The sequence below is a fragment of the Nocardiopsis sp. NPDC006139 genome, assembly GCF_040614155.1.
GTDB lineage: Bacteria > Actinomycetota > Actinomycetes > Streptosporangiales > Streptosporangiaceae > Nocardiopsis > Nocardiopsis changdeensis.
In genome coordinates, this window is the sequence record NZ_JBEXTT010000022.1 from 82,126 (window position 1) to 102,528 (window position 20,403).

Annotated in this window: 22 protein-coding genes; 7 read left to right on the top strand and 15 right to left on the bottom strand. The window is 74.0% G+C overall.

The features are described 5' to 3' along the window. The first annotated feature begins 130 nt into the window (after positions 1–130). The 4 genes from ABZ249_RS25575 to ABZ249_RS25590 all read left to right on the top strand — a co-directional run bounded on the left by ABZ249_RS25575 (position 131) and on the right by ABZ249_RS25590 (position 3,760). The gene (locus ABZ249_RS25575) at positions 131–961 is read left to right on the top strand and encodes an esterase (RefSeq protein ID WP_355267669.1); all 831 of its coding nucleotides are present in this window, start codon (positions 131–133) and stop codon (positions 959–961) included. A gap of 107 nt (positions 962–1,068) precedes the next feature. After that, entirely contained in the window at positions 1,069–2,376 is a 1,308-nt protein-coding gene (gene mshA / locus ABZ249_RS25580; RefSeq protein WP_355267671.1) for a D-inositol-3-phosphate glycosyltransferase, read from the top strand. Between the two features lie 33 nt (positions 2,377–2,409). After that, positions 2,410–2,922 carry a YbjN domain-containing protein gene (locus ABZ249_RS25585; protein WP_355267674.1) on the top strand — a complete coding sequence of 171 codons (513 nt, stop codon included), beginning with the start codon at positions 2,410–2,412 and terminating at the stop codon, positions 2,920–2,922. 91 nt (positions 2,923–3,013) lie between these two features. Continuing rightward, positions 3,014–3,760, top strand: coding sequence for a phosphoglyceromutase (locus ABZ249_RS25590; RefSeq protein ID WP_220564590.1), 747 nt, complete (start codon positions 3,014–3,016; stop codon positions 3,758–3,760). Positions 3,761–3,832: 72 nt separating this feature from the next. Here ABZ249_RS25590 and ABZ249_RS25595 read toward each other — a convergent pair whose 3' ends face one another. Further along, positions 3,833–4,195, bottom strand: coding sequence for a DsrE family protein (locus tag ABZ249_RS25595; RefSeq protein WP_220564589.1), 363 nt, complete (start codon positions 4,193–4,195; stop codon positions 3,833–3,835). Between the two features lie 21 nt (positions 4,196–4,216). Continuing rightward, positions 4,217–4,984 (bottom strand): GIDE domain-containing protein, encoded by a 768-nt coding sequence (locus ABZ249_RS25600; RefSeq protein WP_355267678.1) that lies wholly within the window; start codon positions 4,982–4,984, stop codon positions 4,217–4,219. Positions 4,985–5,172: 188 nt separating this feature from the next. Between ABZ249_RS25600 and ABZ249_RS25605 the strand changes: the two genes are divergently transcribed. From ABZ249_RS25605 to ABZ249_RS25615, 3 genes are all read left to right on the top strand, one after another. Continuing rightward, a complete protein-coding gene (locus ABZ249_RS25605) occupies positions 5,173–5,724 on the top strand; it encodes an FABP family protein (protein ID WP_355267681.1) in 552 nt (183 codons plus the stop codon). A gap of 333 nt (positions 5,725–6,057) precedes the next feature. After that, positions 6,058–7,086 (top strand): folate-binding protein, encoded by a 1,029-nt coding sequence (locus tag ABZ249_RS25610; protein WP_355267684.1) that lies wholly within the window; start codon positions 6,058–6,060, stop codon positions 7,084–7,086. Positions 7,087–7,325: 239 nt separating this feature from the next. Next, positions 7,326–7,727, top strand: a complete 402-nt coding sequence (locus tag ABZ249_RS25615; protein ID WP_355267687.1) for a DUF2568 domain-containing protein — start codon at positions 7,326–7,328, stop codon at positions 7,725–7,727. On the opposite strand, the gene ABZ249_RS25620 is transcribed toward ABZ249_RS25615, so the two are convergent. From ABZ249_RS25620 to ABZ249_RS25680, 13 genes are all read right to left on the bottom strand, one after another. Continuing rightward, positions 7,714–8,424 carry a DUF4352 domain-containing protein gene (locus ABZ249_RS25620; protein ID WP_355267690.1) on the bottom strand — a complete coding sequence of 237 codons (711 nt, stop codon included), beginning with the start codon at positions 8,422–8,424 and terminating at the stop codon, positions 7,714–7,716. The genes ABZ249_RS25615 and ABZ249_RS25620 overlap by 14 nt on opposite strands. A 57-nt stretch (positions 8,425–8,481) precedes the next feature. Then, complete coding sequence (locus ABZ249_RS25625) at positions 8,482–9,402, bottom strand: NADP-dependent oxidoreductase (RefSeq protein ID WP_355267693.1); 921 nt, start codon at positions 9,400–9,402, stop codon at positions 8,482–8,484. A 109-nt stretch (positions 9,403–9,511) separates the two neighbouring features. Beyond that, positions 9,512–10,222 (bottom strand): glutamine amidotransferase, encoded by a 711-nt coding sequence (locus tag ABZ249_RS25630; protein ID WP_355267696.1) that lies wholly within the window; start codon positions 10,220–10,222, stop codon positions 9,512–9,514. 9 nt (positions 10,223–10,231) lie between these two features. Continuing rightward, complete coding sequence (locus ABZ249_RS25635; protein ID WP_355267699.1) at positions 10,232–11,488, bottom strand: MurT ligase domain-containing protein; 1,257 nt, start codon at positions 11,486–11,488, stop codon at positions 10,232–10,234. An 83-nt stretch (positions 11,489–11,571) separates the two neighbouring features. Beyond that, positions 11,572–13,599 carry a hypothetical protein gene (locus ABZ249_RS25640; protein WP_355267792.1) on the bottom strand — a complete coding sequence of 676 codons (2,028 nt, stop codon included), beginning with the start codon at positions 13,597–13,599 and terminating at the stop codon, positions 11,572–11,574. Positions 13,600–14,028: 429 nt separating this feature from the next. Beyond that, positions 14,029–15,606, bottom strand: coding sequence for an alpha/beta hydrolase (locus tag ABZ249_RS25645; RefSeq protein ID WP_355267701.1), 1,578 nt, complete (start codon positions 15,604–15,606; stop codon positions 14,029–14,031). Positions 15,607–15,807: 201 nt separating this feature from the next. Then, positions 15,808–16,113, bottom strand: coding sequence for a DUF1416 domain-containing protein (locus tag ABZ249_RS25650; RefSeq protein ID WP_220564580.1), 306 nt, complete (start codon positions 16,111–16,113; stop codon positions 15,808–15,810). Continuing rightward, a complete protein-coding gene (locus ABZ249_RS25655; RefSeq protein WP_355267704.1) occupies positions 16,110–16,955 on the bottom strand; it encodes a sulfurtransferase in 846 nt (281 codons plus the stop codon). The genes ABZ249_RS25650 and ABZ249_RS25655 overlap by 4 nt, the downstream gene beginning before the upstream one ends. Positions 16,956–17,038: 83 nt before the next feature. After that, the gene (locus tag ABZ249_RS25660; RefSeq protein WP_355267707.1) at positions 17,039–17,461 is read right to left on the bottom strand and encodes a DUF4395 domain-containing protein; all 423 of its coding nucleotides are present in this window, start codon (positions 17,459–17,461) and stop codon (positions 17,039–17,041) included. Between the two features lie 74 nt (positions 17,462–17,535). After that, a complete protein-coding gene (locus ABZ249_RS25665) occupies positions 17,536–17,622 on the bottom strand; it encodes a putative leader peptide (RefSeq protein ID WP_355267795.1) in 87 nt (28 codons plus the stop codon). A 177-nt stretch (positions 17,623–17,799) separates the two neighbouring features. Beyond that, positions 17,800–18,132 (bottom strand): thioredoxin family protein, encoded by a 333-nt coding sequence (locus tag ABZ249_RS25670; protein ID WP_355267798.1) that lies wholly within the window; start codon positions 18,130–18,132, stop codon positions 17,800–17,802. A gap of 173 nt (positions 18,133–18,305) precedes the next feature. Continuing rightward, the gene (locus ABZ249_RS25675) at positions 18,306–19,004 is read right to left on the bottom strand and encodes a DUF2993 domain-containing protein (protein ID WP_355267710.1); all 699 of its coding nucleotides are present in this window, start codon (positions 19,002–19,004) and stop codon (positions 18,306–18,308) included. Positions 19,005–19,202: 198 nt separating this feature from the next. Further along, complete coding sequence (locus ABZ249_RS25680) at positions 19,203–20,321, bottom strand: hypothetical protein (protein WP_355267713.1); 1,119 nt, start codon at positions 20,319–20,321, stop codon at positions 19,203–19,205. Positions 20,322–20,403 lie beyond the last annotated feature (82 nt).

The following is a 20,403-nucleotide window of genomic DNA, read 5'->3' on the forward strand; positions in this document are numbered from 1 at the left end:
GCCGCGGAGGGTGCCTCCGTGGGCGGGCTCCGCATTTCCCACACGGAGTACACACGGGTGATTACCATGGGTGACACCCCTGGTTCTTCAGCGGGATGCCCCTGACCCCCGAGCCCCTCCGAGGCCACCGGTGTTCTCCACGTTCTCCCAGCGCGCCTTCGTACTCGTCTCCTCCGGCCTGGTCGCCGCGGCCGCCGCCGCGCTCGCCGCCCTGCCGCCCGAAGGACTCGTGGAACGGGTCGGCGCCCATCTGGGCCCCGACCCCGCCCTGGCGGGCAGCGCCCTGCTGCCGCCGCGGGAGAGCGGCCTGCCCGCCCCGCTCCCCCGGCCCGGCCAGGTCTCCGCCTGCGTCCAGTCCGCACCGGCGGAGGTCGTCACGATCCCCGACGAGACCGCGCCCGCGGGCGAACGGGAGCTGTGGATACGCAGACCGGTCGGCCCCGACAGCGCCGACCTGCCCGTGCTCTACCTGCTGCACGGGGCGGGCACCGACCACCGCGGTGCGGTGGACGGCGACGCCCGGGCCGCGCTGGACCGCGAGATGTGCCGCACCGGGGTGGAGTTCGTGGTCGCCGTGCCCGAGCGCACCGACGGGGCGCCCACCGTCCTCACCCGTGCCGCGGTACGCGCGGTCGAGGGCGCGCACGAGCGCCCGCGCACCCTGCGCGCGGTCGGCGGCGCCGACGACGCGGCGCCGGCCGCGGCCGCCTCCCGCCAGGTCTCCCAGGCGGTGCTGTGGAACCCCGCCGGCGGCGAGGTCGCCGAGCCCGTGGCCACCCGCCTCCTGCTGGTCGGCGGGGGCACCGGCCCCCTGGCCGACGCCCTGGCCGAGCGGGGTATGACGGTCGCCACCCACACCCCGGACGCGGATCACTCCGGGCACCGCTCCGCCGACCCGTGGGGGTCCGCACTGCCCGGAACCGTCGACTTCCTCGTGTCGGGCTGGACCACTACACCCTAGGAGCCGGGCCGTCAACACCCGCCCCCTCGGACCGTCCGCTCAGGAACACTGTGTACCTTCGTCGCTGTTGATGACAAAGGTGTGAACACGACCTGAGAGGACCGGCGGTGTCAGGAATCGTTCCCGTGGGAGGATCTGCGGCGCTTCCGTCCCGGGTGGCGACGGTCAGCCTGCACACCTCTCCGCTGGACCAGCCGGGTACCGGCGACGCCGGCGGCCTCAACGTCTACGTGGTCGAGGTGGCGCGGCGGCTGGCCGAGCGCGGCGTCGCCGTCGACGTGTTCACCCGCGCGACCTCCCCCGAGCTGCCCCCGGTGGTCGAGCTGGCCCCCGGGGTGTCCGTGCGCCACCTGGCCGCCGGACCCTACGGCCACCTCGACAAGAACACCCTCGCCGAGTACCTGTGCCCGTTCATCTTCGGGATGCTGCGCACGGAGGCCGACGACGAGCCCGGCCGCTACGACCTCGTGCACGGCCACTACTGGCTGTCCGGGAAGGCCGGCGTGGCCGCGGCCCGCCGCTGGAACGTGCCGCTGGTGCAGTCCATGCACACCATGGCGCGCGTCAAGAACGCCGCCCTGGCCGAGGGCGACCTGCCCGAGCCGGAGGCGCGGGTGCACGGCGAGGACCAGCTGGTGCACCAGGCCGACCGGCTCATCGCCAACACCTACGACGAGGCCCGCCAGCTCAAGGACCACTACGGGGCCCGGGACCCCCAGATCAGCGTGATCCCCCCGGGCGTGGACCTGGACGTGTTCACCCCGGGACCGCGCCGCGCCGCCCTGGAGCGGATCGGGCTGGCCCCGGACACCGAGCTGCTGCTGTTCGTGGGCCGGGTGCAGCGCCTCAAGGCACCGGACGTGCTCGTCCGCGCCGCCGCCCACCTGATCGAACGCGACCCGTCGCTGCGCTCGCGCCTGGTCGTGGGCGTGGTCGGCGGGCTGTCCGGCGGCGGCATGCGCGAACCCCGGATGCTGGCCGACCTGGCGCGGTCCCTGGGCGTCGCCGACGTGATCCGCATGGAGCCGCCGCAGTCGCGCGAGCGCCTGGCCGACTACTACCGGGCCGCCACGGCGACGGTCGTGCCCTCGCACTCGGAGTCGTTCGGGCTGGTGGCGGTGGAGTCGCAGGCCTGCGGCACCCCCGTGGTGGCCGCCCGGGTGGGCGGACTGACCACGGCCGTCGGCGACCGGTCGGGGATCCTGGTGGACGGGCACGACCCGGCCGACTACGCGGCGGTGCTGCACCGGTTGATCACCGAGCCCGCCCGGCGTGACAGGCTGGCGGAGGCGGCCCCGGCGCACGCCGCCACCCTGGGCTGGGACCGGACGGTGGACGACCTGCTCGACGTGTACCGCGCGAGCATCACCCCGTACACGGCGCCCGCGGGGCTGTCGCTGGCCGCCGCGCGCTGACGCGCGGCGCGGTAACGGGAGGAACGGGACGACGTGGGAGAACGAACGGCGCGCACGGCGGCGATCGAGGCGATCGCCCTCGCGGTGGCGGAGGCCGGCCTGGAGGTGGAGCGCCCCCGCGAGGGGTCGTTCCTGGTGACCCTGCCGGGCAAGGCCAGGCTCAAGACCCTGGTGTGGCTGGAGGCCGGACCGCACAGCCTCACCCTCACCTCGTTCTTCTGCCGTCAGCCGGACGAGAACCACGCCGGGTTCTACCTGTGGCTCATGCGCAAGAACTCCGACATGTACGGGATGGCGTTCGCGGCCGACGAGGTCGGCGACGTGTACATCCGCGGGCGACTGCCGCTGGAGGGGGTCACCCCCGACGAGGTGGACCGGCTGCTGGGCTGTGTGCTCACCTACTCCGACGAGAACTTCAACGGCGCGCTGGAGCGGGGGTTCGCGTCCGCGATCCGCAAGGAGTGGCGCTGGCGCGCGGAGCGCGGCCACGACATGCGCAACCTGCGCGCGTTCGCCCACCTCGCCCCCGAGGACCACGCGGGCTGAGCGGCGCGGCACCCGCCGGATTCCGGGGCCTTGGGGCGAGCGCCTCCCCCGGGCCGGGGCGCGTTCACCGCCAGGCACTAGGCTTTGCCGCATGGGAACTCTGGTACTGCTCCGACACGGTGAGAGTGTCTGGAACGCGAAGGGCCTGTTCACCGGTTGGGTGGACGTGGACCTGTCGGCCGCCGGCGAGGCCGAGGCGCGCCGCGGCGGCGAGCTGCTCAAGGAGGCCGGCCTGACGCCGGACGTCCTGCACACCTCGCTGCTCAAGCGGGCCATCCGCACGGCGAACCTCGCACTGGAGACCGCCGACCTGCACTGGCTCCCGGTGCGGCGCAGCTGGCGGCTCAACGAGCGCCACTACGGCGCCCTCCAGGGCAAGGACAAGGCGCAGACGCGCGAGGAGTACGGCGACGAGCAGTTCATGATCTGGCGCCGCTCGTACGACACCCCGCCGCCGCCGATCGCCGACGACGACCCGTACTCGCAGGCCGGGGACGCCCGGTACGCGGACCTGCCGCCGGAGCTGCTGCCGCGCACCGAGTGCCTCAAGGACGTGCTCGACCGGGCGCTGCCGTACTGGTACGACCAGATCGTGCCGGACCTGGCCGCCGGCGGGACCGTGCTGGTGACGGCGCACGGCAACTCGCTGCGCGCGCTGGTCAAGCACCTGGACGGGATCGACGACGCCACGATCGCCGGGCTCAACATCCCGACGGGCATCCCGCTGGTGTACGACCTGGACGACGAGTTCAAGCCGAAGGTCCCCGGCGGCACCTACCTCGACCCGGAGGCCGCGAAGGCCGCCATCGAGGCGGTCGCCAACCAGGGCAAGAAGTAGCACCCACCGTTTCCCGTGCCCGCGCCCCCCCGGGGGGCGCGGGCACCGTCGTGTCCGGGCCCCGCGGCGGGCTCAGTAGACCAGGGGCCTGGCGCCGTCGGCGGTGATCTCCTCCACGAAGGCGGCGGCCCCGGCGATGCGGGCCCCCTCCAGGAGGTCGTCCTCGGTGAGGCCGCGCCGGGCCGCGCACTGGGTGCACACGGTCACGCTCCCGGCCGCCAGGACGCCCGCCAGCAGGTCGGCGAGCGGGGCGGCGTGCGGGAGGGAGAACTCCTCGGCCCGGCCCGGGACGGCGAACCAGGAGGCCTCGCCGGTGAGCCAGAGGGAGACGGGCACGCCGGAGGCCACGGCGGTGGCGGCGACGGTGAAGCCCTGGTTGCAGCGTTCGGGGTCGTCGGCACCGGCCGTGACCTTGATCACTAGGGAAGGGGGCATGGCCGCCAGCCTATCGGGCGCTCACAGCCCCAGCAGGACCAGGAGCACCCCGGACAGGGCCGTCACCGCGAAGGCGACCGTGACCAGCAGCGCCTCGCGGCGGCGCGGGGAGGCGTGCCGGGGCCCCTCGACCACGCCGTGTTCGACGGTGAGGGCGCCGTCGCTCGGCGCCGTCAGGACGATGCGGCCGTCCCGGGCCCGCAGTTCACCGGTGACGCGCACGCGCGCGCCGGGCCGGATGACCCACTCGCGGTACTCGAACTCGATGGTCTCGCCGCGGAACACCCCGGAGATGCGCCCGCGCACCCGGGGCAGCAGGTCGTCGGCGGGCGAGGCGACCCCGGGCTGGGGGCGGCCCACGACGCGCTTCAGGCACAGCTCGGCGTCCCGGGGGCGGGGGGCGTCGCGGGGGTCGACGAAGATCCGCTCGCCGTCCAGCGGCCGCCCCTCGGCGACCAGGCCGAACAGGTCCTCGGAGCCGTAGTCGGCGATGGAGTCGCAGGTGCGCTCCTGCACCGCGCCCTCCTGCTGGAGGGGCAGGTAGTGGCGGAGGACCTCGTGGCCGTGCCAGACGCACTCCACGCCGGCCAGCCCGGAGGCGACCGCCCCGGCGGGCCCGGGGGCGGCGATCCCGGTGAGCGTGACGCGCTGCCCGTTCCGGGCGGCCAGGGCCGCCGGCTCCAGCCTGGCCAGCCCCAGCTGGCGACGCCAGCGGCGCAGGGCCAGGGCCGCGAGCGGAAGCAGGACCAGCGCGGCCACGAACAGCACAGAACCGATCACCAGTAACACAGGCCGCCCCTTTGACGCGCTTCGGAGGTAGGGACGCGGGCGGGTCGTCACGCGCCCCGTGGACACGCCGCGTCGTCCACCATCTTTACCAGTTCTCCGAGAAAGCGGGGCCAATTGGGCATGTCCAGTCGGCTACCCCGGAATGGCGGTGGCGGCCCCACTGCCGGGGGCCGCTACGCTCTGGTGTCATGCACGATGATGTACACCCCGATCTGGCGAAACTGTCCTTCCTGCTCGGCCGCTGGGAGGGCGTCGGCGTCGCCGGATACGCCGACGAGGAGGAGTTCCAGTTCGGCCAGGAGATCGTGTTCGAGCACCGGCCGGACCTGCCCTACCTGGAGTACCGCAGCTCGGCCTGGCGGATGAACGCGGACGGGACCCTGGGCGACCTGGTCACCGAGGAGTCCGGCTACTGGCGGGCGCTGTCGGAGGAGGACACGGCGAACCGCGAGGAGGGCGCCCCGGTGATCCACCTGGAGGTGCTCATCACGCACAACGAGGGCTTCCTCGAGTCGTACGCGGGCAACGTCTTCGCGAACCGGGTGGAGATGGCCACGGACGCGGTGCTGCACACCTCCACCGGCCTGGACGTGACGGCCTCGCACCGGCTCTACGGCCTGTTCGGCGACAACCGGGAGACCCTGGGCTACGCCTGGGACCTGGCGGCACGCGGCCACTCGCTGCGCTCGTACATGTCGGCCCAGCTCAAGCAGGTCGGCAAGGGCGCGGAGGAGCGCTAGCGGAACACGGGGCCGGGGCCCGGAAAAAAGAGAAACGGACCCCGGGCCACTTCCCGCCGGTGTGGGCGGGGCCGGTCGGACCATCTCCGGCGGCCCGGGATCCGGGTGTCCGTTGGGATTCGCTGCGAACGAACGTCGCGCGAACGCGAGCTCGTCCTAGCGGACGGCCACCTCGCCAGTCCTAAAAGACTTCATCTTCTGGACCACCTCCTTTCCTGCGTGACACCGAAGGTACGTCCTGTGGGACCCTCGGGGCAAATGTTTTTTCTGTCGGAGAAACCGCAGGTCAGAGACTTGTTTTCGGTCGCCCCGGCGGATGGATAGTCTCGGGGTATGACTTCGCCGCTGCTGAGCACACCGGGCGCCGTGGGCGCCGACTCCCCCGACTCCGGGGTCGCCGCGCACTACGGCGACCCGGCCCACGAGGGCCGCGCCATCGAGCGGTCGAGCGCGTGGGTGGACCGGAGCAACCGGGGCGTGGTGACGGTGACCGGCCCCGACCGGCTCACCTGGCTGAACGACCTCACCAGCCAGCTCACCCGCGGGCTGGCCCCCGGGACCGGCACCGAGGCGCTGGTCCTGGACACGCAGGGGCACCTGCGCCACCATCTGTCTCTGGTGGACGACGGCACCACGACGTGGATCCACACCGAGCCCGGCGAGGGCGCGGCCCTGGCGAAGTTCCTGGACTCGATGCGGTTCATGCTGCGGGTCGAGGTGGCGGACCTGGGCGGGGAGCGCGCCGTGCTGACCCTGGTGGGCCCGGAGGCGGCGCGGGCGCTGGAGTCCGTCGACCTGGACGGCGTCCCGGTGCGCGTCTCGCCGGACGGGACCGACCTGTTCCTGCCCGCCGACCGGCTGACGGCGGTCGCCGAGGCGCTGACGGCCGCCGGGACCCGGCCCGCCGGGATGTGGGCCTATGAGGCGTACCGGATCGAGCACCACCGGGTGCGCCCGGGGCTGGACACCGACGAGCGCACCATCCCGCACGAGGTGGACTGGGTGGGCGACGCGCGGCCGGTGGCCCTGGACAAGGGCTGCTACCCGGGCCAGGAGACGGTGGCCCGCGTGCACAACCTGGGCAGGCCGCCGCGGCGGCTGGTCATGCTGCACCTGGACGGCACCGCCGAGCGGCTGCCGGCGGTGGGCTCCCCCATCGAGCTGGACGGCCGGACCGTCGGTCGGGTGGGCACCTCGGCCCGCCACCACGAGCTGGGGCCCATCGCCCTGGGGGTCGTCAAGCGGTCCGCGCCGACCGACGCCGACCTGCTGGTGGAGGGGATCGCCGCGGGCCAGGAGGTCGTGGTGGACCCGGACACCGGCGCCAACGCCAAGATCGACCTGCGCCGCCGCCCCCGCTAGGGCGTGTTCGGTGGATGCTTTCGAGCGTTTCGGCGCTTGCGCCGAATGCCGGGAGCGGCCGCGAGGCGATCTCTCGCAAGACGACCAGCGCAGGTCAGCCCGGGTTCGGCTGTCCAAGCGCAGGCGGCGCAGCGAGAGGAAGCCTCGCGGCCGCGACCCGGAATGATCCGCCGAACACGCCCTAGGCGCCGGACCGACTCTTCCCCTGAGTACCTTCTTCCCCCCGAGAGGTAGGGACGGTGTCCCTGAGGCCGTGGATGCTGGTGGTGCGGCTGCTGCTGGAGCTGACCGCCCTGGTGGCGCTGGGCTGCGCGATGTGGGCCCTGCTGCCGGACCTGCGCTGGGTCGCGCCGTTCGCCGTGCCGCTGCTGGCGGCCGCCGCCTGGGGGGTGTTCGCCGTCCCCGGCGACCCGTCCAGGTCGGGCCGCGCACCGGTCGCGGTGCCGCGGCCGGTGCGGCTGCTGGTGGAGTGGGCGGTGCTGTTCGGCGCCGCCGCCGCGCTGGCGGCCGCCGGGGCCGTGACCGCGGCGCTGGCGCTCACCGGGGTGCTGGTGGTGTACCACCTGTGCGCCTACGACCGGGTCCTGTGGCTGCTGGCCCTACGGGAGCCCGCCGCCCGCAACGGGCTCAGCCCGGGGTGATGGGGGCGACCCCGCCGAGCATCACCTCGGAGAACTCCGTGCCGACGGGCGCCGTGAGAACGACGTAGCTGGTGACGGTGGTACCGGGGTTGATCTCGTCCCACAGGTAGTCCCAGGCCACCGTGAACTCCGCCTCGGCGTCGTTGACGAACTCCTTGCCGTCCGTGGTCAGGGCGGTGGTCCCCGCGGTGTCGAAGACCGCCGGACCGCTTCCCTCGTTCGTGACGTGGAGCCGGTAGATGTGGTACTCCATCCCGGACGGTGCGGTGGCGTGGGTGCCCATACCGTCCGTGATGCTCGTGTCCGTGTAGCAGGTGTCCACCACGACGTGGAACGGGCCGAAGGCGGTGGACGCCCCGGTGTAGGCCGACGGCGGGACGCTCTCCGTGTGCGGGCCCGCGCTGTCCTGTCCGTCCTCGGCCCCCTGCGGCCCGGAGCCCTCCGTTCCGGGCTCCGGCGGGCCGGGTTCGGCGGACTCCGGGTCCGGCGGCCCGTCGGGCTCCTCCTCGGCGGCGGGCGGTCCGGGATCCCGCGGAGCGGGTTCCTCCCCCACGGTCACCCGCACGGTCGGGAGCGTTGAGGCGGTGAGGGCGGCCACGGTCGCGGTGCAGCCCGCTCCGGCGATGAGCACCGCGACGGGGATCGCGGCGACGCGGAGTACGCCGCCCGATCCCCGTCGCCGGTCATTGGCATCCATACCAATGTGACGCTCAACACATTTTGTTCATTCCGGCCGCTTCCGGCCGTCAAGGTCTCAGACGGTCAGCACGATCTTGCCGCGGGTCCGCCCCTCCTTGCTCAGCCGCCACGCGCGGGCGGCCTCCGCCAGGGGCAGCTCGTGCTCGACGTGCACGGTCAGGACACCGGCGTCGGCCATGCCGGCCAGCTCGACCAGGTCCTCGGAGGAGGGCCGCACCCACAGGTAGTGGCCGCCGAACCGCTGCACCTCCGCGTCGGCGATGGAGACCACCCGCCGGGCGCCGCCGGTCAGGGGCAGGCTCTGCTCGGCCACGCCCCCTCCGACGAGGTCCAGCACCGCGTCCACCCCGGCGGGGGCCAGCGCGCGGACGCGCCGCACCAGGCCCTCCCCGTAGGTCACCGGCTCCGCCCCCAGCGAGCGCAGGAAGTCGTGGTTGCGCTCGCTCGCGGTGCCCAGGACGCGGGCGCCCAGCGCCCGGGCGATCTGCACCCCGAGGGAGCCCACACCGCCCGCGGCCGCATGGACCAGCACCGTGTCGCCCTCGCGGACCTCCGCCCGGCGCAGCGCCTGGAGGGCGGTGAGGCCCGCCAGGGGCGCCCCGGCCGCCTGTGCCCAGGACATCGACGCCGGCTTGGGGGCGAGCAGGCGCACGCTCGCCGAGACCCGTTCGGCGTAGGCGCCGTTCTGCGCCCAGTCCTTGCGGATGTAGCCGAAGACCTCGTCGCCCACCCGGTACTCGGGCACGTCGAAGCCGACCGCCTCGACCACCCCGGCCACGTCCCACCCCGGGACCATGGGGAACCCGGCCTCCATGACCGGGTCCAGCCCGCCCGCGGCGAGCTTCCAGTCGACGGGGTTGACCCCCGCCGCCCGCACACCGATCAGGACCTCGGCCGGGGCCACCTTGGGCTCGGGCAGTTCCACCTCCCGCAGGGAGTCCTCCGTGCCGTACTGCTGCAACGCCATCGCCTTCATGGAGGCGACCCTAGCCGCCCGCGGCCGCGAACCCGCCCGGGCGCGCCGCCCGGATATGGGGACGGCCCGGCGGGTCCCCCGCCGGGCCGTCGGTGCCGCGGGGCGTCCGTCAGGACAGCGCGGCGGCGAGGCGCTCCTCGTGCAGGCGCTCGCCCCAGGCCGGGGGCAGCGGCGCCAGCTGGCCGACGCGCCAGCGCAGCAGCAGGTCGGCCAGCTGCGGGTTGCGCGGCAGCGCGGGGCCGTGCAGGTAGGTGCCCAGCACCTGGCCCTGGTAGGCGCCCTCGGTGCGGTCGTCGTTGCCGATACCGCGGACCGTGGTGGACAGCGGCCGGGCCGACGGCCCGATCGCGGTGCGGCCCTGGTGGTTCTCGAAGCCGGTGATGCGGCCCACCCCCAGGGACGGGTCCACGTCCGCGACGATCTCGCCGACGGCGCGCGTCTGGCCGCGGCCGCTGCGGATGTCGAGGATGCCGATGCCCGGCAGCGGGTTGGCCTCGTCGTCGCCGTAGCTCTCGCCGATGATCTGGTACCCGGCGCAGACCGCGAAGACGCAGGCGCCGCGGGCGGCGGCGCGGGCCAGGCCGCCGTCGGCGCGCAGGCGCTCGGCCGCCAGGATCTGCGGGCGGTCCTCACCGCCGCCGAGCAGGTAGATGTCGCCCTGCTCGGGCACCCGGTCGCTGGAGTGGACGTGCACGATCTCGGTGGGGATGCCGCGCAGCTCGGCCCGCCGCTGCAGGATGAGGACGTTGCCGCGGTCGCCGTAGGTGCTCAGCAGGTCGGGGTAGATCCACACGATCCGCAGTGCGCTGGTGTTCGTCATGGGTGTCTCCTACTGGACGCGGCCGTAGGCCGTGCGGATCTGCTGGAACGCCGTGTAGTTGGCGATGAGGTCGACCTTGGTCAGGCCGGGCTGCTCGGCCCTCAGCTTGGCCAGCACCTCGTCCACCCGGTCGGCGACCTCGAACCGCACGCCGTCGGTCTCCAGGCGCAGGGCCAGGTCGGTGCGGCGCTCGCCCATGACGAACACGCGGCGGTCGCGCAGGACGGTGTAGTCGACGTCCCACAGCCAGGAGGTGTCCTTGCCGTCGGGGATCTGCGCGTTGACGGAGAGGATCACCGGGGTGGTGGGCGGGTCCAGGACGGCGAAGGACTCCAGCCAGCCCGCCGGGTTCTTGGCCAGCAGCAGGCGGACCTCCACGCCCATGGTGACCACGGAGGTGTAGCGGCCCGCGACCGAGGTGATCTCGCGCAGGCGCTCCACGGTGCGCTCGGGGTGCAGGCCGTACCCGGCCGCGGTGGCGGCGGCGATGGCGGCGTTGGAGCGGTTGGCGTCGCCGGGCAGGTTGAGGCGCAGCTTGATGCGCCGGCCCTCCGGGGTGATGAGCACGTCGGAGTCGTTGTCCGCGCCCCAGGTGGCCTGCGGGCGGGAGAGCCCGCACTCGGGGCAGGCCCAGTGCGGGTCCTGGTCACGCCGGAGGTGGCCGCCGCACTCGGGGCAGCACCAGGAGTCCTCCTTCCAGCGCTGCCCGGCGGAGACCCAGGTGGCGTGCGGGGCGCCCATCCCGGCCCAGGCGACGAGCGGGTCGTCGGCGTTGGCGATGACGTGGGTGTTGCTCTTGCCCAGGGCGGTGCGCCAGCGCTTGGCGAGGAGGTTGATCTCCGAGGCGCGGTCCATCTGGTCGCGGCTGAGGTTCATCAGGACCACGAACGCGGGCTGGGTGGCGACCAGGACCTGCGGCAGGTACTTCTCGTCCACCTCCAGGACGCCGTTGACGGCGGACCGGTTGTCGGACAGCGCGGTGATGTGCCCGGTCGGCATGTTGGCGCCGTGCTCGTTGGTGGCGACCTCGCCGAGCTCGCGCAGCGCGTGGGAGATGAGCCGGGTGGTGGTGGTCTTGCCGTTGGTGGCGCTGACCAGGGCGAGCCTGCGCCCCTTGGCGAGCTTGGCGAGCAGGTCGGGTTCGACCTTGAGCGCGATCTTGCCGCCGATCACGGAGCCGTCGCCGCGCCCCGTGGCACGGGACAGGCCGGCCGCACTCCTCCCCAGTACCGATGCCAGTTGGGCGCGCAAGGGAAGCTCGCTCATGTACTCTCCACGATCGCTTGATCACCTGCGCCGATGCGTTGCGGCGGCGGGCGATGTGTCGGGCCAAGCCTATTGTCCACCGGCTATCGGACCCGCCAGTCCAGCCGCTCCGGCGGTGGCCCGAGATTGGGCGGCACACGGCCCGGTGCGCCGTCGTTCCCCACGGGTGCCGGTGCGGTCCCGGCGGGTGTGTCGGGGACGGCGGAGGCGGGGAGGATGCGGGGCCGGACCGGTTCCGGCCGGTCGTGCTCCCCCGCTCCCGTACCGGGCGCGCCGTCGCTTTCGTGGCCACTGGTCCGGGAGTCGTCCATTGTGGCCAGTGTTGCCGTGGACAGGGTGAGAATACCCGGATTGGTGTCGGTGAGGACAGGACCGTCGGGGCCCAGGACCACGGCGGCGGTGGCCGGCAGGGCGAGCAGCGCCTCGGCGTCGGGGGTGAGCGCGCGGGTGTGGCGGGCGGCGTCGCCCTCCGCGTCCAGTGGGGCGGCGGCCCACTCCTGGGAGGAGGTGGCCTCCCCCCACACCGTGGCCGATCTCACATGGCGGACCAGGTCCAGCGGGGCGACGGCGGCGGCCGCGCTGCGGATGACCGCGCCGGACTCGGTGTGCGGGGAGGCGAAGTAGCGGTCGTCGGCGACCACCTCGGCGTCCGGGTCCTCCTCGGGGGTGATGGCGGTGTCCCCCACCTCCTCGGCGACCGCCTCGGTGAGCCGGTGCAGGGTCAGGCCGCCGCCACCGGCCGCGGCGACCGCGGTGGCCGCGGCGGCGGCCGCCGCCGCAGTCTCCTGGCGCATCACCACGGGCAGCCGGCCCGAGGAGGAGAACCGGTCCAGGGCGGCGGGCACGGCGTCGCGGAACATGAGGACGACCTCCACTCCGCCGGTCCCGGCCGCGGACAGCACCTGGTCGAGCTCGCCCTCCGGCAGGGTCTCGGCCCCGCACACCACCACGGTGCGCCCGCGCGGGCCGCGCGGCCGCCGGGGGGCGTCCGGCCCGCCGGGCACCTCCAGCAGCTCGCTGAGCGCCGCCACCGCGTAGGTGCCGTACACCCGGGCGGCGACCCCGCCCGAGGCCCGGTCGGTGGAGATGATCTTGACCTGGGCGTACCCGCCCTCCTCGGCCCGGGTGCCGACCGCCTCGAACGGGGAGAGGCGGCGCTCCAGCTCCCAGGCGCGCTCCCAGGGGTCGTCCGCGCAGCGTTCGCGGACCCGGGCGCGCTGGTCGGGGGTGAGCAGGGCGAGCGCCGCGTCGTCCTCGGCGGCGTCGTCCTCGGGGGTGATGAGAGCGCGCAGCCCGCCGATCAGCTCGGCGATCCCGGCGCGGGGGCCGAGCACCTCCATGAGCCGCAGCAGCAGGGTCTCGTCGGCGTCGGGGTCGTCGGCGCCCCCGGAGGCGGCGGCGACGGCGGAGAGGATGCGGGCGCGCTGTCCGGCGTCCAGGTCGGTGCCCAGGGTCATGCCGGGCAGGTCGGCGGGGAGCACCCAGCGGCGCGGGGCCACGGCGCAGCGCCGGGCCAGCCGGACCAGGTCGCGGGTGACGGAGCGGCCGGTGAGGTCGACCACGGTCAGGTCGCCGCCCTCGCGCAGCCTGGAGACGCCGATGGTGGTGAGCAGCGCCGACCAGCCGGCGTCGGCCCCGCCGACCACGAGGACGGCGTCGGTGTCGGGCGGGGCGGTGACCCCGTGCCAGAGCGGCTGGGCCTCGAACGCCCGGCAGGCCGCCTGCCAGGCGGCGTGCGCGCGGGCGTGCCCGTCCAGGCGGTCGTGCAGCTCGCGCTCGCGGGCCGCGCGCTCGGCCGCCTGCCGTTCCCGGACCAGCTCCAGCCGCCGGGCGGCGACCTGCCGGTTCTGCACCAGGGCGATGCCGAGCGGGACGGTGATGGCGGCGCAGGCCAGCACTCCGGCGACGGCGAGGGTGGCGGGCAGCACCCGCATGGGCCACAGCACCAGGCACAGCAGGGCGAACGCGCCGAGCCCGGCCAGGGCGAGGTACAGGGGGCGGTCGGTGCGGTCCTCGGCCTCGCGCCGGGCCTCCTCCGCCTCCGCGGCGGGGTCGGCGGCCCCCTCGGGCGCCGGCCGGCGCGGCGGCGGCCCGGGCGGGGGCAGCGGCACCGCGTACCGCCAGCCGAGATAGGTGCGCGCGGCCGCGCCGTCCGGCCGAGGGGTGGGGGGCACCGTCCGAACACCTCCTGGGCGGCCGCCCGCGGGGCGGCCGGGGTCGGGATCCACTCGGGAATCGCGCGGGCGGGGCCTCGCGCTTCTGGACGATGGTGTCACCGCCGGGCGGCCTTGTCACCGCCCGACCCGCGGCCTGTGGACGGCGACGGCGCACGTCCGGCCCCCGGCCGCCGGGCGGCCGGGGCGTGTTCGGCGGGTCATTCCGGGTCGCGGCCGCGGGGCCGCCTCTCGCCGCGCCGCCTGCGCCTGGACGGCCGGTCCCGGGCCGACCCGCGCCGGTCGTCCTGGGAGAGGTCGCCCCGCGGCCGCTCCCGGCGTTCGGCGCGAGCGCCGAAACGCCCGGAAGCGGCCGGGGGCCGGACCCTAGAACGCGGGGCAGCTGAGGCCGGGCTCGGGGGCCCGGCCGGTCAGCAGGTAGGCGTCGATCGGGTCGTCCACGCAGGGCAGGCCGTAGCCGTACACCGTGTGGCCCGAGCCCTCGTAGGTGACCAGGGTCGCGGTCTCCAGCTGGCCGGCCAGCTCCCGGGCCCAGCCGTACGGGGTGGCCGGGTCGCCGACGGTGCCGACCACCACGAGCGGCGGCGCGTCGGCGGCGGCGAACCCGGTCGGGGCGGTCTCGGTGTCGGTCCAGTAGGCGCAGGGCAGCTGGCCCCACACCAGGTCCGGGCCGAAGAACGGGGTCTCGGCGGCGATCGCCTCGGCCGCCTCCCGGTACGCCTCGGGGTCGGTCGGGTCCACCCGGTCGGCGCAGTTGACGGCGGTGAGCGCGGCCTCGGTGTCCGCGTACGGGTCGCCCTCCGGCTCCTCCCCGGCCGCGGCCACATCCTCCTCTTCCTCGCCGACCCCGTAGGTGGTGTCGTAGAGGGCGTCCAGCAGCTCGCCGGACTCGGCGGAGCCCTCGGCCAGCGCGGTCAGGGTGCGGGCCAGCTCCGGCCAGGAGGTCTCGTCGTACAGCGCCAGGCCCACCATTCCCAGCAGGGTGGGGCCGTCCACGGGCATGTCGCGGGCGGTGGCCGGCTCGGCGTCGAGCCGGTCCAGGATCCGCGTCATCTCCGCGTCGGCGGCCTCGGGTCCGCTGAACGGGCAGGTCCCGGCGGCGGAGCAGTCGGCGACGAACAGCTCCCAGGTCTCCTGGAAGGCGGCCGCCTGGTCCTCGGCGACCTCCAGGTTGGGCCGCTCGGTCTCCACGGCTCCGTCCAGGACGAGCGCGCGGGTGGTCGCGGGGAACATCTCCGCGTACAGGGCGCCGATGTAGGTGCCGTAGGAGTAGCCCACGTAGCTCAGGGCGTCGTCGCCCAGCGCCTCGCGGATCAGGTCGAGGTCGCGGACCACGTTGACGGTCCCGATCTCGGCCAGGAACCCGGCCCCCACGGTCTCGGTGCAGGCGTCGGCGTAGGACCGGGCCGACGACGTCAGGCGTTCCAGTTCGGCGTCGGTGACGGCGGTGGGGTCCTGCACCCGCAGCTGGGCCTCGGCGAACCTGTCCCAGTTCCCGCAGGCGAACCCCCCGCTGTCGCCCACCCCGCGCGGGTCGAAGGCGACCAGGTCGAAGGCCGAGCGGATGCCGTCGGAGAACTGCGGGTAGGCCAGCATCTCCACCCCGGACTCGCCGGGCCCGCCCGGGTTGAGCACGAGCGATCCGATCCGCTCGTCGGGGCCGCCGGAGGCGGGCACCCGGGCCAGCGCGATGTCGATCGTCTCGCCGTCGGGGTCGTCGTGGTCGAGCGGCACCGACAGGGTGCCGCACTCCAGGGCGGCGGTCCACTCGGGGTCGCCGTCCTCGGGGGCCTCCTCCCGCCCGCCCCCGTCGTGGCAGGGCTCCCACTCGATCGCGGACGCGCCGCCCGGGTCCTGCGGCGCCTGCTGCGGGAGGAACGCCGAACACCCCGTGACCAGGAGGACCACCGCTCCCGCGAGCCCCCACACCCCCGTGTAACGCACCTGTCGGCTCCCCTTCTCCGCACGGCCCCGTCGCCGCGTCCCTGTTCTGCTACAGGAGGTGGGACGAAACGCCCGCCTCGGCGGTTTCGCGGTCGTCCACTGACGGAACGTGCCGTATGCCACAAGGAGAACACGACGGGGCGCCGGGGAGAACGAACCGTTCTCCCCGGCGCCCCGTGTCGTCGTGCGCCCGTCCGGCGGTCAGGCCTGGACCTGGAGGTCCACGACCTTTCCGACCTCGGCCGTCACCGGGTACTCGCCGGTGAAGCCCTTGGAGGCCAGGACGCGGACCTTCCAGTCGCCGTCGGCGGCGAAGAACCGGAAGGTCCCCTCGTCACCGGTGGCGACCTCCCCGACGAAGTCGTCGGAGGCGTTGAGCAGGCGCGCGTACGCCCCGCGCAGCGGCTGCCCGTCACGGGTCACCGTGCCCTGGATGACCGCCTGGTTCCCGGCGTCGACGTCGGCGAGGGCGACCCCGCCGACCGGCGCTCCGCAGCTGTCGCTCACTTGGCCTCCGCCTCTCCCAGCTCGATCGGCACGCCCACCAGGGAGCCGTACTCGGTCCACGAGCCGTCGTAGTTCTTGACGTTCTCCAGGCCGACGATCTCGTGCAGGGCGAACCACGTGTGCGAGGAGCGCTCGCCGATCCGGCAGTAGGCGATGATGTCCTTCTCCAGGTCGACACCGGCCTCCGTGTAGAGCTCGCGGAGCTCCTCGGCGGTCTTGAAGGTGCCGTCCTCGTTGGCCGTCTTGGCCCACGGGATGTTGCGCGCGGTCGGGATGTGGCCCGGGCGCTGCGACGTCTCCTGCGGCAGGTGCGCGGGGGCGAGCAGCTTGCCGACGAACTCGTCGGGCGAGCGCACGTCCACGAGGTCCTTGGTGCCGATGGCCTCGACGACCTCGTCGCGGAACGCGCGGATGGACAGGTCCTGGTCCTGGGCCCGGTACTCGGTGGCGGCCCGATCGGGGACCTCCTCGACGAGCTCGCGGGAGTCCAGCTCCCACTTCTTGCGGCCGCCGTCGAGCAGGCGGACGCTCTGGTGGCCGTAGAGCTTGAAGTACCAGTAGGCGTAGGCCGCGAACCAGTTGTTGTTGCCGCCGTAGAGGACGACGAGGTCGTCGTTGCCGATGCCCTTGGCGGACAGCAGCTTCTCGAACCCGGTCTTGTCCACGAAGTCGCGGCGGACCGGGTCCTGGAGGTCCGTCCTCCAGTCGATCTTGACGGCTCCGGGGATGTGTCCCTTGTCGTAGGCGGACGTGTCCTCGTCGACCTCCACGAGAACGACGTTGTCGTCGTCCAGGTGAGCCTCCACCCAGTCGGCGTCCACAAGGACGTCGGAGCGGCTCATGGGGAACCTCCTGATCGATTCTTCTGCTGCGTGCGGTGTCGCGTGTGTGTGCCCGCCGGAGCGCGGGGTCCGGGGACGGGGGTTCAGGCCGGCTTCCCCGCGGCCGCGAGGCGGCGGCCGAGGAGGAACACCTCGCATCCGGCGCAGAGGCCGAAGGCGGCGTTAAGGAAGGCGGCGGTCAGGGCGAGGGCGGTCGCGGCCGCGCCGAGCCACTCGGGGCCCACCAGGTATCCGGTGAGTCCGAGGGCGGCGAAGGCGAGCCCCACCCCTTGCGCGAACCGGGGCGGCCGGGCGTCCTCCGTCTCGGAGGGCGGCCCGATCCGGGGCCGTACGACGGCGGAGAACAACAGGGCGTAGGGCGAGTAGCGGACACCCGCCAGGACGCCGACCGCGAACACCGCGGCCTGGAGTCCGAGGATCCAGGGCTGGGCGAAGGCGAGGGCGGCGGCCAGGACGAGGGTGGTCAGAGCAGCGGCGAAGCGCTGTCCGCGAGGATCGACCTGCATGACTGGTGGTCCCTGCGTGCACGGGAAGGGGGGTCGGTCGCGCGAGGGGGCGAGGGGGCCGCGGCCCGAACGCCCTAGGGACAAGGACAGAGCGCGGCGGCGACGCGGCAGAAGTCCACCGCCCGTCGCTTCGTGAGATACGCGCTCGTCAAGGAAGTCACGTCCTTGACGCTACAGGCCCCTTAACGTGTTTGTCACGGGTGGCCTGGATCACAGAACGGTGCATTCGGGCCGGTCGGGACGGGTGTGCCCCGCGTCCGGGGGGCCGCTCCTCCGCCGGGGCCCGGCGTATTCCCTGGTCAACCGGTCGGGAATAGGACGGGGTCCGGTCGGCGGGGTCAGGAGACCGCGGCGCCGATGGCGGCGATCACATCGGCCTTGCGGGGCTGCCCGCTGGCGCGGCGCACCACGGTGCCCCGCGCGTCCAGGACCAGGACCGTGGGGGTGCGCATGATGTTCAGGCGGCGCACCAGGTCCAGGTGGGCCTCGGCGTCGATCTCGACGTGCGCGACGCCCTCGACCATCCCGGAGACCTCCTCCAGGACGCGGCGGGTGGCGCGGCAGGGCTGGCAGAAGGCGCTGGAGAACTGGACGAGCGTGGCCCGCTCCCCCAGCCCGGCGCCGATGTCCCGGGCATCCAGGGCTGTGGCGCCCCCGGTCTCGGCCGCCATGGCCCCCTCCTCTCCTTCTCCTCCTGCGCCGGTTCCCCCGCCGCCCGTCGCCGCGGCAGGGGCGGGCGGCCGCCCCCGTCCGCGGAAGCGCCCCTGTCCCCGCCGCCACAGCAGCCCCAGCACGGTGGCCGCGGCCAGGGTGGCGGCGAGGACGGTCGCGCCGACGGGGTCCATCAGGCGGCCTCGGCCCCCATCAGGGGGACGTTCTCGGCGGTGCCGTCGACCCGCAGGCCGCCGGAGACGGCCTCGGCGTCGGTGACGGTCATGCCGTAGGGCATCTGCGGCACCGGGAACGACACGGTCATCATGCTGGAGACCAGGCCGCTGACGTCGGTGGGCGCGTTGTCCACCTGGATGTCGGTGGGGGTGGCCGAGACGACCCCGTCCTGGACGGAGATCTCCAGGGCGGCCGACACCGGAACGCTGATGCCCAGGTCGGTCACGGCCAGCTCGCCGCTGGCGTAGGGCTCGCCGCCCTCGGTGGAGACCGTGATGCCCTCGGGCAGGAAGGGGTTGAGGATCGAGTAGGGCAGGACCGCGGAGCCGTCGATCCGGCCGGCCGTCACCTGCGGGTCCGACATGAGGTCCGACAGCGGGGCGTCGACGTCCAGGGCGTGGACCTCGATCTGCTCCACCGGGTACTCGCCGAACGTGGCGGAGGGCGCGGAGATGACGATCTCCTCGTAGGTGCCGCCGAAGGCCTGCGGCAGGAAGGCCCAGCCCCCGATCTCGACCGTGGGCTCCTGCTCCATCTCGAACTGCTGCCGCACCTGGCCGGCGATCATGTTCTGCGCCAGGGAGCGTCCCCCGATGTCGGCGCCCACGACGAGGGCCGCCAGGAGGATGAGGAGGACGACAAGAAACTTACGCATCTGGAATCCCAGCACACTTTCTTTCGCTCCGGCGCGGCTCTCGGCCCGTGGACTCGGCCGGTCATCGTCACACGCCACCGGTGTCCGGGGGACACCGTTCATGGGGAACCTGTAGGGAAGGGTACTTCACCGTCCATAGGACGCCCCGGAGCGTACAACGGTTCTCACCCGGGGCGGGTTCCTCCGAGATCCCCGAGGTCAGCGGGGCATCAGCAGGCCGGCCAGGCCGTCGCTGGCGGCCGCGCCGGAGAGAGCGAGTTCGATCACGTTCGTGGCGACCACGTGGGCGCCCGCGCGGCGGCCGAACTCGACCACGTGCGGCTGCTGCTCGTGCTCCTCCTTGGCCAGGTCGTCGCGGTAGATCGCGTAGACGATGCGCTGGAGCGGCGCGCTGGGCACCGTGTGGCAGGCGAACAGCAGGGTGTCGGGCTCGCGCGCGGCGACCTCCTCGACGACGGCGTCGGCGATCCGGTCGAAGCCGGCGCCCTGCCCCTCGGCGAGGGTGTAGATGGTGATGACGCCGCGCAGCTTGGCGGGCGGCGCCTGGCGCACCGGCGGGCCGTCGTAGTAGTCGTCGTACGGGTCGGCGTTGCGGCGCTTGCGGCGCACGGGCTCCTCCAGGAGTTCGTCTTCGGGGTCCCCGGCGTCGTCACCGTAGTCGTCGTAGTAGTCGTCGTCCTCGTCGTAGGCGTCGCGCCGCGGGCGCGCCGCCAGCGCGGCGGCCCCCCAGAGCGCGGCGACCGCGCCGAGCATGAGCAGCGGTCCCCCGAAGCCCAGGCCCAGCCGGCCCACCAGGATCGACAGGAGCGCCGCCAGCGCGACCAGGCCGAGGATCCGCAGGTGGTGGGCGCGGTCGGCGGGGCGGCGGGCGACCGCGACGAGGGCCGAGATGAGGAAGGCCGCGACGACGACCTGGGTGATGTTGATGAGCGAGCGCGGGATGAGGTCGTAGTGGTCGCCCAGGGGCGGGAAGGTGTCGCCGAACCGGCCGCTGATGCGGTCCATGCTCAGGACCACGAGGGGGACGATGGTGAAGGCGCTCAGGAACAGGCGCGAGGCGAACCGCCCCTGCGCGGAGCGGACGCCGTACTCCAGGGCGCCCCAGGCCATGTAGAGCGGGCCCAGCAGGCTGATGCCGATGTGGAGCAGGCGGAAGGTCGCGTTGTTGAAGTCGAACAGCGCGCCGACCACGGCGGCGCTCAGTCCCACGGTCAGCCCGAGGGACGCGACGAGCCACGCGATGACGGTCACTCCGGGGCGCCGCTGGGCGTAGGCGGCGAGCGCGGCGGTGGCACTCCAACCCACCAGCGCGCTCATGAATGCGAGTCCTACGATCACCATCCCGACAATGATGATGCACGTGAGCGGGTGGGTGTGCACTCCCTACTGGTACGTGAGG

What these genes read in the sequence shown, in the direction of transcription:
- ABZ249_RS25590 (WP_220564590.1), top strand. Translation starts at nt 3,014, where the DNA reads ATGGGAACTCTGGTACTGCTCCGACACGGTGAGAGTGTCTGGAACGCG.
- ABZ249_RS25595 (WP_220564589.1), bottom strand. Translation starts at nt 4,195, where the DNA reads ATGCCCCCTTCCCTAGTGATCAAGGTCACGGCCGGTGCCGACGACCCC.
- ABZ249_RS25605 (WP_355267681.1), top strand. Translation starts at nt 5,173, where the DNA reads ATGCACGATGATGTACACCCCGATCTGGCGAAACTGTCCTTCCTGCTC.
- ABZ249_RS25610 (WP_355267684.1), top strand. Translation starts at nt 6,058, where the DNA reads ATGACTTCGCCGCTGCTGAGCACACCGGGCGCCGTGGGCGCCGACTCC.
- ABZ249_RS25620 (WP_355267690.1), bottom strand. Translation starts at nt 8,424, where the DNA reads ATGGATGCCAATGACCGGCGACGGGGATCGGGCGGCGTACTCCGCGTC.
- ABZ249_RS25625 (WP_355267693.1), bottom strand. Translation starts at nt 9,402, where the DNA reads ATGAAGGCGATGGCGTTGCAGCAGTACGGCACGGAGGACTCCCTGCGG.
- ABZ249_RS25630 (WP_355267696.1), bottom strand. Translation starts at nt 10,222, where the DNA reads ATGACGAACACCAGCGCACTGCGGATCGTGTGGATCTACCCCGACCTG.
- ABZ249_RS25635 (WP_355267699.1), bottom strand. Translation starts at nt 11,488, where the DNA reads ATGAGCGAGCTTCCCTTGCGCGCCCAACTGGCATCGGTACTGGGGAGG.
- ABZ249_RS25655 (WP_355267704.1), bottom strand. Translation starts at nt 16,955, where the DNA reads ATGAGCCGCTCCGACGTCCTTGTGGACGCCGACTGGGTGGAGGCTCAC.
- ABZ249_RS25660 (WP_355267707.1), bottom strand. Translation starts at nt 17,461, where the DNA reads ATGCAGGTCGATCCTCGCGGACAGCGCTTCGCCGCTGCTCTGACCACC.
- ABZ249_RS25670 (WP_355267798.1), bottom strand. Translation starts at nt 18,132, where the DNA reads ATGGCGGCCGAGACCGGGGGCGCCACAGCCCTGGATGCCCGGGACATC.
- ABZ249_RS25675 (WP_355267710.1), bottom strand. Translation starts at nt 19,004, where the DNA reads ATGCGTAAGTTTCTTGTCGTCCTCCTCATCCTCCTGGCGGCCCTCGTC.
- ABZ249_RS25680 (WP_355267713.1), bottom strand. Translation starts at nt 20,321, where the DNA reads ATGAGCGCGCTGGTGGGTTGGAGTGCCACCGCCGCGCTCGCCGCCTAC.